We start from the raw sequence: 7,778 nt of genomic DNA on the forward strand, positions 1-7,778 counted from the left end.
GGGTGGGCGGTGCTGTCGGTGCGAGACGCCTGTGGTGGGATACCTGAGGCGGAGCTGTCGCGCGTGTTCGATGTGGCGTTTCGCGGTGAGTCGGCGCGCACGCCCACCGGGACGGGACGACCGGGGAGCGGCGGGGGTCTGGGCCTGGCGATCGTCGCGGGGCTCGTCGCGGCGCATCATGGCACGGTCTCCGTCGCGAATTCGGGCGTCGGCTGTTGTTTCACGGTGACGCTCCCGCTGGCGTAGCCTGTCGGATTGCCGACGCTTACTGGCGGTGGGGGAATTAAATGCGCCACCCTGTTTTCATTGCCGCTCAGACCGGATAGCGTGCCAGAAGAGGACAACGCATTCACGACGGTCGCCGAGGAGGGAGGTAGGCCCGATGGAATCTCAGGAGCCGGGGATGGTCGAACGCCACACCCAGGACGCGCTCGTGGGACGGTTGCTCGTGGCCACGCCCGCTTTGCAGGATCCGAATTTCGAACGCACCGTGGTGCTGTTGGTCAGCCACGAACCGGGAGGCTCTCTCGGGGTGGTACTCAACCGCGCCACCGAAGTACCGGTCGCCGAGGTGCTCGGCGAGTGGAGTCATCTGACCGGCGAGCCCTCGGTGCTTTTCGAAGGCGGACCGGTGCAGCCGGAGGCGGCGATCGCCCTCGGTTGGCTGCGCGACGACAGTGCTGAGCACAGTGGATTCAAACCTTTCGCGGGTCGATTGGGCACTTTGGACCTCGCGGCGGATCCTGGCTCGATTTCCGCGCTCCTGGACGGCGTGCGGGTCTTCGCCGGATACGCCAGCTGGGGACCACGCCAACTCACCGGCGAGATCGAGGAGGGCGCCTGGATGGTGTTCGACTCCCTGCCGGGTGATCCGTTCGCGACGCGTCCGGACGACCTGTGGCCGATGGTGTGGAAACGCCAGGGCGGCCTGCTCGCGGCGGTCGCGCAGTACCCGGCCGACCCGAGCATGAACTAGCGCCCGGTCCCGCCCGGGCCGTGCGAGGAGCGGGCGTCGCTCGGCCACACCGGGCATCGCCCCCACGTCGATGTCGCCGTGCTCCCGAATCGCCGAACTCGATCGGTGTCGTCTCAGTCGAGGCTCTGGGCCACGTCGCGGTGGGTGTGCCGAAACCGTCCGGGCCACCGGTACGACGATGCCCGCCCGGTCCATGGGACCGAACGGGCATGGGGTCGTTCGCCACCGCGCGGAATGGGATGGTCAGCGCAGGCCCGCGAACAGGTCCGTCTCCGGAGTCGTCACTTCCACAGGGGACTTGACAAGTTCGTAGTCCTCCGTCGGCCACGCCTTCTGTTGCAGCTCAAGGGGTACCTGGAACCAGAAACCGTCCGGGTCGACCTGGGTCGCGTGCGCGCGCAACGCGTCGTCGCGGACGTCGAAGTATGAGGCGCATTCGACCTTCGTCGTGACGCGGGCGCTCTTGTCGTTGGCCCAGTCGCGGCTCTCCAGCCAGTCCGCGTACGGGGAGTTCAAGCCCTCGTTGATGATCGCCTCGTGCAGCGCCAAGACGCGCTTCCGGCCGAAGCCCATCTGGTAGTACAACTTGGACACCTGCCACGCTTCGCCGAGCTCGGGGTGCCACGTCGCGTCCGCCGCCGCCTCGTAGGCGCGCATGCTGATCTCGTGAGTCTTGATGTGGTCGGGGTGCGGGTAGCCGCCGTCCTCGTCGTAGGTCGTCATGACCTGCGGCTTGAACTCGCGGATCAGCTTCACCAGCGGAATCACCGCCTCCTCCGTCGGAACGAGATAGAACGCGTCCTCGGGGAGGTCGATACCGGAATCGGGCAGCCAGCCGTCCGGCAGACCCGAGTCCATGAATCCGAGCCACGCCTGACGGACCCCCAGGATCTCCCGGGCGAGGTCCATCTCCTTGGCGCGGATCTCCGCGATGTTCTCCCAGACCTCGGGCCTGTCCATCTTGGCGTTCAAGACGCTGCCGCGCTCGCCGCCGGTGCACGTCGCGACCAGCACGTCCACGCCCTCGTTGACGTAGCGCGCCATCGTCGCGGCGCCCTTGCTGGACTCGTCGTCGGGGTGAGCGTGCACACACATCAGGCGCAATTGCTCTGTCACAGTTGATACCTTTGCGATTAGTGACGGTAATGATCCGGGTCGGCGGAGACCGCCGAACATCGATTGCAACGGTCTGCCACAATCGATTCTTCCCGAACCGTACGACGACCTACCAGGAAAAGGCGATGGCCATGGGCGAGACGCGCACCACTGACGTGCGGTTCCCCCCTGGGCGCTATGGACGTCGACGGGAACGCTCGGGATTCCCACGCTGGTTCACCGCGCTCGGCGCGGTCGTCGTCGTGATCGCCGGCGTGGCGATCGCGGCGAAGCTGTACGACCAGTACGGTCGCGGTGATCTCGATTGGCAGGTCCAGTCGTTCGAGACCGCCGAGAACACGGTCGACATCGTGTTCAATGTGTACCAATCCGGAGGTGTGGACGCCACCTGCCGGGTTCGAGCCCGCTCCGCTGACGGTGCCGTTGTCGGGCACGCGGAGGTGAGTATCTCGGCGGAGGGGTCATCCACCACGGTGGCGTACACCCTGGAAACCTCCGCCAGACCGGTCACCGGTGAGGTTCAGCGCTGTTATTCGGCGCGGTTAGCGCCATCCAGAGATCCGGTGCGGTCGTCCCCCAATGAGGGGGCGGCCTTTGTCGCACTACGAACATTCGTCCATTTATCAGCAGACTATTCCGTCCGGAGGATGCGATCGTGTCCACTACTTCGAACCAACCAACAGGCGCTTGGCTGTCGCCCGAAGCCCACGAGCGGCTCGTCTCGGAACTCAACGAGTTGATCGCCGCCCGACCCGCGATGGCCGCCGAGATCAACGCCCGTCGAGAGGAGGGCGATCTGAAGGAGAACGGCGGATACCATGCCGCCAAGGAAGAGCAGGGCAAGATGGAGGGCCGGATCCGGTACCTCGAGGACTTCCTGCGCACCGCCCGAGTCGGTGAGGCGTCCGAGTCCGTCAACGTCGGTCCCGGCAGCGTCGTCACGATCGCGTTCGACGACGACCCGGACGACACCGAGACCTTCCTGCTCGGCTCCCGCGAGATCGCCGCGACCACCGACCTGACTGTCTACAGTCCTGAGTCGGCCCTCGGGGAGGCGATCACCGGCCACGCCGTCGGCGACACCGTGACCTACCTGGCGCCGTCCGGCGCTCAGCTGAAGGTCACCGTCGTCAAACTCGAGCCCTTCTCCGGCTGNCCNCGTCGCGCCGAGTGAGTCCCGTCGCCTTGGCCACCAGGCGTGCCTCCTGCGTGGCATGATCACCGGCATGACGCCGTTGGTCACCGTGGATCAAGTGCGCGACGCCGAGAAGCTGCTCTCCAACGTCGCCCGGGAAACCCCCATCGAACCCGCGCGCGGCCTTCCGCAACGGTACGGCGACGTTCGTTACAAGTGCGAGAATCTGCAGCGCGCGGGCGCGTACAAGGTGCGCGGCGCCTACGTGCGCATCAGCAACCTCACCCCCGCCGAACGCGACCAGGGGGTCGTCGCCGCCAGCGCCGGAAACCACGCTCAAGGCGTCGCCGTCGCCGCCGCCGAACTCGGCGCGAAGGCGACCGTGTTCATGCCGACCTCGGCGCCGCTGCCGAAGATCGCCGCGACTCGCGGCTACGGCGCCCACGTCGAGCTCTTCGGGGAGACCGTCGACGACGCGCTCGTCGAGGCTCGCGCCTACGCCGAGCGGACCGGCGCGGTGTTCATCCACCCCTTCGATCACGCCGACGTCATCGCCGGGCAGGGCACCGTCGGCCTGGAGATCCTCCGGCAGGCGCCCGACGTTCGCACGATCGTCGCGGGCGTCGGCGGGGGCGGCCTCATCTCCGGGATCGCCGTCGTCGCGCGGTCCCTGCGTCCGGACGTCCGCGTCATCGGTGTCCAGGCCGAAGGGGCCGCGGCGTTCCCGCCGTCCCTGGCCGCGGGCCGTCCCGTCCGACTCGAGCAGTACTCGACCCTCGCCGACGGCATCCGCGTCGGGATACCGGGGGAGTTGACCTTTCCGCACGTGCGCGACCTCGTCGACGACGTCGTGACGGTGTCCGATGAGGACATATCTCGGGCGATGCTGACCCTGTTGGAGCGCAACAAGCTCGTCGTCGAACCGGCCGGTGCCGTCGGCGCCGCGGCCGTGCAGTCTGGGCTCATCCCGACGGACGGGCCCGTCGTCGCCGTCCTGTCCGGAGGAAACATCGATCCGCTGTTGTTGCTGCGGGTCATCGAACACGGTCTGGCCGCCGCCGGTCGTTTCCAGCGCTTCACCGTCACCTGCTCCGACCGCCCCGGTGTGCTCGCGTCGATCCTCGGTCTGATCGCGGAGCGCGGCGGCAACGTCATCGACGTCCTGCACCAGCGCAGCGACCCGCACCTGCGAGTCGGGGAGGTCTCGGTGGCGTTGTCGGTCGAGACGCGGGGCGAGGACCACGCCGAACACCTCATGGGCGCGCTGCGCGACTCGGGATACCGGATTCACCCCGGACGGACCGTACTTTAAGAGGCTGTCTCGTCACCCAGCAGATCGGCTGCGGCGGCGTCGCGGTGTTCATGGTCGAACCACGTCAGTGGTTCGACGGTCGTCGGCCGCGTTGTCGGGTCGTCGGCATACGACGCCGGTGTGCGGGCGATCCTCCGCCTCGCCGAGTGACGCCCTGACACGCGCCTCGCACGACCTGAGGTAACGAAACAACCTCTGAGGCTTTCCTTGCCGCGAAACGAAAGCCCGAAGCGGCCGCACCGACGGTCGTTGTCGGAGGGCATCAGTAGGGTTGTGGCGTGACTGCATCATTGGAAGAACTCTTGGATCCCGGCTGGGCGAAGGCGCTGTCGCCGGTGTCGGATCAGATCACCGCCATGGGCGAGTTCCTGCGCGCGGAGATCGCCGCGGACCGCAAGTACCTCCCCGCCGGTGACAAGGTCCTGCGCGCGTTCACTCAGCCGTTCGAGAAGGTGCGCGTTCTGATCGTCGGTCAGGACCCGTACCCGACACCGGGCCACGCGATCGGCCTGAGTTTCGCCGTCGCGGAGGATGTTCGCCCGTTGCCGCCGAGCCTGCGCAACATCTACAAGGAGTACATGGAGGACCTCGAGCTTCCCGCTCCCGCCAACGGCGATCTGACGCCGTGGGCCGACCAGGGCGTCCTCCTGCTCAACCGCTGCCTGACCGTCGAACCCGGAAAGTCCAACGCGCACAAGGGCAAGGGCTGGGAGAAGGTCACCGAGCAGGCGATCCGGGCGCTTTCCGAGCGCGGCGGCCCACTCGTGGCGATCCTGTGGGGCCGGGACGCGCGGAACCTGCAACCGCTGTTGAGTCCGGTGCCGTGCATCGAGTCGGCGCACCCGTCGCCGCTGTCGGCGCGGTCGGGCTTCTTCGGCTCGCGGCCGTTCAGCCGGGCGAACGAACTGCTGAAGGAACAGGGCGCCGCGCCGATCGACTGGCGACTTCCGGCGGCCGAGTAGTCGCCCCCGCTGGCATCTTCTACGGAGCGTCGGTACCGTGGTGGGCGTGATTGAGTTTCTGGCTGACCCCGGCGTCAACAACTTCGGTGACACCCGTGGCGGCGGCCTCGCGGGCCCGACGGGCTTGTTCATCATCGTCGTGCTGGCGGTGGTGACGGCGCTGTTGATCCGCAACATGAACAAGCGTCTGAAGCGGCTTCCCGCCGAGTTCCCCCAGAACACGACGCAGGTCGACTCGACGGCCGAACCGACCGAGCGATCCTGATCGTCCGACTTCCGGCCCGGTGCCCTCCTCGATGGCGCCGGGCCGTCACCGTGCGCGCGGCCGGTCCGTCGTTCGCTTGCCCGGCGGCTCATCGCGGGACGTCCCTCAGGCTTGACCCCGGTGCGCGTCGAAGAGGGCGATGAGCGCCTCGGCGAACTGGCGAGGTCGTTCGACCGGGCGGAGATGACCTCCAGGGAACTCGGTCAGCGGTAGTCCGAGCGACATCGCCAACGCGGCGGTCGTCCGGCACGGCAGGAACTTCCGCGAATCGATCCCGGCGGCGGACACGAGCCGCTCCACGAGGACGCGTAGAACCCTCAGGTCCGGGCGGTGCGCGGAGAACGGGACCAGAACGCGCTCAAGGAACGCGGGTTGGAAGGCGCCGAGACGATCGAACACCTCGAGCAGTTCGGGGGAGGGCGGTTTCCGGCTCCGTGTCGGGATAGCCGACGAGCCAGTCGCCGTCGTGCCGACGGGTCGGGGGTTCGCCCGGTCCCGGCGCGGTCATTCCCTCGGCCAGGATGCCCATGGCCTCGGCGGTTCCGGTGGCGCGGGGCATCGCGAATTGATTCCATCATGGACCTCTGCTCGTCGGCGTCCGGCAGCAGGCCGACCAGCGGCGGTTCGTGGACGACCGCGAGTTCCACCAGGGTCGGATGGCGGATGAGCGGTTCGAGCGCGGTGACGGCCCCGAACTGGACCCGAGCACGAGGGCGCGTTCGTGCGTCGCGAGCCCTCCGACGTCGCGCCCCCGACAGGAACCAGTCCTCTGAGGAGTTGTTCGGCGTCGTCCGCGTGCGTCTGGGGAGTTGGTCGCCGAGCTCGCCGGAGCACGTGTCCGACACGAGCCTGCCGTGCATGGAGACGACCGTGTATCGAGTGGCGAGCCGGTCGGCGAGCGGACCGAACACCCCGGCGTCACCGGCCCCGCCCGGGATCAGCAGCAACGGCGGTCCTTCGCCGCGAACGTCGTGACGGACGCCCCCGTCGTCGGTGGAGATGTTGGTCGGCAAGGGGACGAGCTCTGGCCAGGTCGGGCGTCACCGTGCCGGGATCGACCGGCCCGGCTCGCGGCCGTCGTCGACATTCCCGTCACGCGAGGACGTCGGGACCTTATGTCGACCATCGCGTCCGGCCCACGGGATTTCGCGACGGTGGGCGGCCCGTCGGTGCGGACTGGCGGGCGCGATCCCGGCGAACCCGCAGATCCTCGTGGCGACGAGGTGTCAACACCGGCGATCCCGTCGAAGTCCTCGGATGTGTTGCGGCGGTGTCGCTGTCGCGTGTTCCTCGATGCCCCCTAGGGGGCGAAATCCTCCGAACGGTCGAGTATTGGCGCCTGCCGCTTCGGTGTAACTTTGTAAGCAAAGCTACGGCGTTGCATCGTCATCGTCATTACGCTCTTGCCCCATTCCCTTTTGGAGAACCCATGAACGCACGCGATAACACGGGGAGTTGGCGCTACGCCGACGTTCCGCAGGCCGATGACGCGGCGGCCTGGATCGCAGGCCGAGTGCCCGATGACTGGTTCATCGGGTTGCCCGAGGTCTCGGCCGACCGCGACGAATTGATCATCATCGGCAAGCTCGGCACCCCCGAGTACGAACCCGACGCGACCGAGGCCGACCGCGCCGCATTGGAAGAGGGCCGGATCAGCCGATTCCGGGAGGCGACCCGCGAACAGCGCGTCCAGATCTCGCAGCAGATCCAGTACCGCTATCAACGCCGCGCCAGCTGGGGAGCGTCCTGCGGCGGCACGAAGATCGTCTTCACCCACCAGACCGTCCCCGTGATGTCGCGACTGCGTCAGCCCGAACGCCGCGTCCTGGACACGCTCGTCGACTCCGGCGTCGCCCGCTCTCGATCCGACGCGCTCGCGTGGTGTGTCCGACTCGTGGGCGAACACGCCGACTCATGGCTCGCCGAACTGCGCTCCGCCATGTCTGGAGTGGACGAACTGCGTCGACGGGGTCCGGAGATCACCTGATTCGCCGCGCACGACGTGACGTCGT

Annotated in this window: 10 protein-coding genes; 8 read left to right on the plus strand and 2 right to left on the minus strand. The window is 67.8% G+C overall.

Going from position 1 to position 7,778, the window contains the following annotated elements:
* Both ACM9NP_RS23305 and ACM9NP_RS23310 read left to right on the plus strand, forming a co-directional pair.
* Positions 1-246: ATP-binding protein (locus ACM9NP_RS23305; protein WP_415648917.1), on the plus strand; the 246-nt coding region annotated here is incomplete at its 5' end.
* A 136-nt stretch (positions 247-382) separates the two neighbouring features.
* Positions 383-976 (plus strand): YqgE/AlgH family protein, encoded by a 594-nt coding sequence (locus ACM9NP_RS23310; RefSeq protein WP_415648918.1) that lies wholly within the window; start codon positions 383-385, stop codon positions 974-976.
* A gap of 243 nt (positions 977-1,219) precedes the next feature.
* Here ACM9NP_RS23310 and mca read toward each other — a convergent pair whose 3' ends face one another.
* On the minus strand, positions 1,220-2,092 hold the full coding sequence (gene mca, locus ACM9NP_RS23315; protein WP_415648919.1) for a mycothiol conjugate amidase Mca: 873 nt from the start codon (positions 2,090-2,092) through the stop codon (positions 1,220-1,222).
* Positions 2,093-2,223: 131 nt separating this feature from the next.
* On the opposite strand from mca, the gene ACM9NP_RS23320 reads away from it, so the two are divergent.
* The 5 genes from ACM9NP_RS23320 (at position 2,224) to ACM9NP_RS23340 (ending at position 5,766) form a co-directional block, all read left to right on the plus strand.
* The gene (locus ACM9NP_RS23320; RefSeq protein WP_415648930.1) at positions 2,224-2,832 is read left to right on the plus strand and encodes a DUF4307 domain-containing protein; all 609 of its coding nucleotides are present in this window, start codon (positions 2,224-2,226) and stop codon (positions 2,830-2,832) included.
* Positions 2,748-3,247: transcription elongation factor GreA (greA, locus tag ACM9NP_RS23325; protein WP_415648920.1), on the plus strand; the 500-nt coding region annotated here is incomplete at its 3' end. The genes ACM9NP_RS23320 and greA, both read left to right, overlap by 85 nt.
* 71 nt (positions 3,248-3,318) lie before the next feature.
* Positions 3,319-4,539 (plus strand): threonine ammonia-lyase, encoded by a 1,221-nt coding sequence (ilvA, locus tag ACM9NP_RS23330; RefSeq protein ID WP_415648931.1) that lies wholly within the window; start codon positions 3,319-3,321, stop codon positions 4,537-4,539.
* A gap of 278 nt (positions 4,540-4,817) precedes the next feature.
* Positions 4,818-5,501: a uracil-DNA glycosylase gene (locus ACM9NP_RS23335; protein WP_415648921.1), complete on the plus strand. Its 684-nt coding sequence runs from the start codon at positions 4,818-4,820 to the stop codon at positions 5,499-5,501.
* A gap of 37 nt (positions 5,502-5,538) precedes the next feature.
* A complete protein-coding gene (locus ACM9NP_RS23340; protein ID WP_415648922.1) occupies positions 5,539-5,766 on the plus strand; it encodes a hypothetical protein in 228 nt (75 codons plus the stop codon).
* 105 nt (positions 5,767-5,871) lie between these two features.
* On the opposite strand, the gene ACM9NP_RS23345 is transcribed toward ACM9NP_RS23340, so the two are convergent.
* On the minus strand, positions 5,872-6,165 hold the full coding sequence (locus tag ACM9NP_RS23345; protein ID WP_415648923.1) for a hypothetical protein: 294 nt from the start codon (positions 6,163-6,165) through the stop codon (positions 5,872-5,874).
* A gap of 1,030 nt (positions 6,166-7,195) precedes the next feature.
* On the opposite strand from ACM9NP_RS23345, the gene ACM9NP_RS23350 reads away from it, so the two are divergent.
* The gene (locus ACM9NP_RS23350) at positions 7,196-7,753 is read left to right on the plus strand and encodes a hypothetical protein (RefSeq protein ID WP_415648924.1); all 558 of its coding nucleotides are present in this window, start codon (positions 7,196-7,198) and stop codon (positions 7,751-7,753) included.
* Positions 7,754-7,778: the final 25 nt, after the last annotated feature.

It is taken from the genome of Stackebrandtia soli (genome assembly GCF_965137155.1).
GTDB lineage: Bacteria > Actinomycetota > Actinomycetes > Mycobacteriales > Micromonosporaceae > Stackebrandtia > Stackebrandtia soli.